This is a genomic window from Acidithiobacillus sp. TH-A35 (assembly GCF_057473505.1).
Map to the genome: position 1 here is coordinate 1 of NZ_JBYCKR010000138.1, position 1,835 is coordinate 1,835.

Annotated in this window: 2 protein-coding genes and 1 tRNA gene; 1 reads left to right on the top strand and 2 read right to left on the bottom strand. The window is 59.0% G+C overall.

Annotation, left to right across the window (positions count from 1 at the left end; all coding sequences use genetic code 11):
• Nucleotides 1-102: 102 nt before the first annotated feature.
• Nucleotides 103-187, bottom strand: a tRNA-Leu gene (locus tag AC2VNK_RS04870).
• Between the two features lie 54 nt (nucleotides 188-241).
• Here AC2VNK_RS04870 and AC2VNK_RS04875 point away from each other — a divergent pair.
• Nucleotides 242-868 carry a nucleotidyltransferase gene (locus AC2VNK_RS04875; protein ID WP_486883029.1) on the top strand — a complete coding sequence of 209 codons (627 nt, stop codon included), beginning with the start codon at nucleotides 242-244 and terminating at the stop codon, nucleotides 866-868.
• A 6-nt stretch (nucleotides 869-874) separates the two neighbouring features.
• Here the strand turns inward: AC2VNK_RS04875 and AC2VNK_RS04880 are convergent, their stop codons facing one another.
• Complete coding sequence (locus AC2VNK_RS04880; RefSeq protein ID WP_291520750.1) at nucleotides 875-1,798, bottom strand: DMT family transporter; 924 nt, start codon at nucleotides 1,796-1,798, stop codon at nucleotides 875-877.
• Between the last annotated feature and the right edge of the window lie 37 nt (nucleotides 1,799-1,835).

The window sequence follows — 1,835 nt, forward strand, 5'->3', positions numbered from 1 at the left end:
GAATTGGTCATGCGAAAGCCATCGTTTCGTGAAGTCAGTGTCCTGTGCGTTACCATGGAACGGTTTTCTGAATGCCCGTCATGACGGGCATTTGTAAGTGTCTGGTGCGAAAGGGGGGACTCGAACCCCCACGGCCGTAACCGCTGGAACCTAAATCCAGTGCGTCTACCAATTCCGCCACTCTCGCATTCGCGCTATCTTATGCGGAATGCCGTTTGTGGACAATGACCGGGGTGCAAAGATGGCCAAGTTACAGCAACAATCCCGTTTGCGGCGTTTGTTGGCAGTGGAGTCGGCGCGAATCATGGCTGATGAGGGCGTGGCGGACTTTCGGGTGGCCAAGGAAAAGGCGGCGCGACGCCTGGGCGCTGGCGGCGACGCCCAGCAGGGCTGGCCGAGTAATGCGGAGATCGAAGAAGAGCTCCAGTCACGCCTGCAGCTTTTTCATGGTGAGGCGCATAGTGCGGAGTTGCGTCAGCTCCGCGAACAGGCAGTGCAAGCTATGCACTGGCTCGCGGAGTTTCAGCCGCGCTTGACCGGACCGGTATTGAGCGGAACCGCGACGCGCCACACGGCCATCACGCTCCATCTTTTTGCCGATACGCCGGAGAGCGTGATCTTTTTTCTGATGGATCAGCGGGTCGTTTATGAAGAAGTCTGGCAGCGACTCCATTATGGGGATGCGTCGGCCCGCGACTATCCTTCCTTAAAGTTGAATTATGCTGGTGCAGACTTACGTCTGATCCTCTTTGATCTGGACGAGGATCGGCGCAGTCCCGCATCACCTGTGGATGGTAAGCCCTTGCGGCGGGCGACACTGGCGCAATTGCAGAAACTGCTGGCGGAGCCGGTGTCGAATTCCCTCTGAAGCGGGTTACTCCTGACCGGTGGGCAGTATAACGTCTTCGCGGTTGCGGGGGCGCAGGTGCTGCCAGCTCACCAGCACCAGGGCGATGAAAATGCCTGCCATGCCGATGCCTTCCCAGTCGCCGGGGCGCTCGCCCAATTGCAGCCAGGCCGCAATCACGCCGATCAGTGGTACTGCCAGAGTGCCCATACCGGCAATGCCCGATGGGAGTTTCTGCAAAGCATACGCCCAGAGAAAATAGGCGATGGCGGTGCCGGGGATAGCATTATAGAGCAGAGCGCCGACAAACAGTGGCGTCCAGTGGACCTCCAGCGGGTCGATCAATAGGGCGAGCAGGACGAGACCAAACCCGCCAAAGACGGTCTGCCAAAGGGTGCCGTTGAAGAGATCCAGGCCCGGTGGCGCATAGCGTTTTTGCCAGAGGGCAGATGCGGCCCACAGAATCCCTGAGAGCAGGGCAAGCAGGCTGCCTATCCAATTTCCGCTAAAGTTCCAGGGACGAAGGATGGCTACCATACCGAGCAAAGCCAAAGCCAGAGCGGGCCACTGCAGGCCATGCAGGCGTTCGCCCAGAACAGGCCAGGCGAAGACAATAAGCCAGATAGGCATCATGTAGACGAGGATCGCTGTTTTGCCCGCCCCACCATATTCCAGCGCCCACAGGGCAAGACCGACGAAGCCGGTGGTCTGCAGCAAGCCAAAAGGAATGATGTAACGCGCAGAGGGCATGGCCAGTGGTCGCTTCATCCACAGCACCAGTGGGATGAGCACAAGTACACTCACCCAGACCCGCAAGGCGGCGAACAACAGGGGCGGGCAATCTGCAATGGCGACTTTCATGACCACCCAGTTATAACCCCAGATCAGGGAGAGCAACGCAAGGGCGGCGAGGGGCAAAAGTGCTACCGGTCCCTGCGGTTTTCTGGTCATGGGCACGGCTCCGGATCGGCAGAAAATATGAGGCACA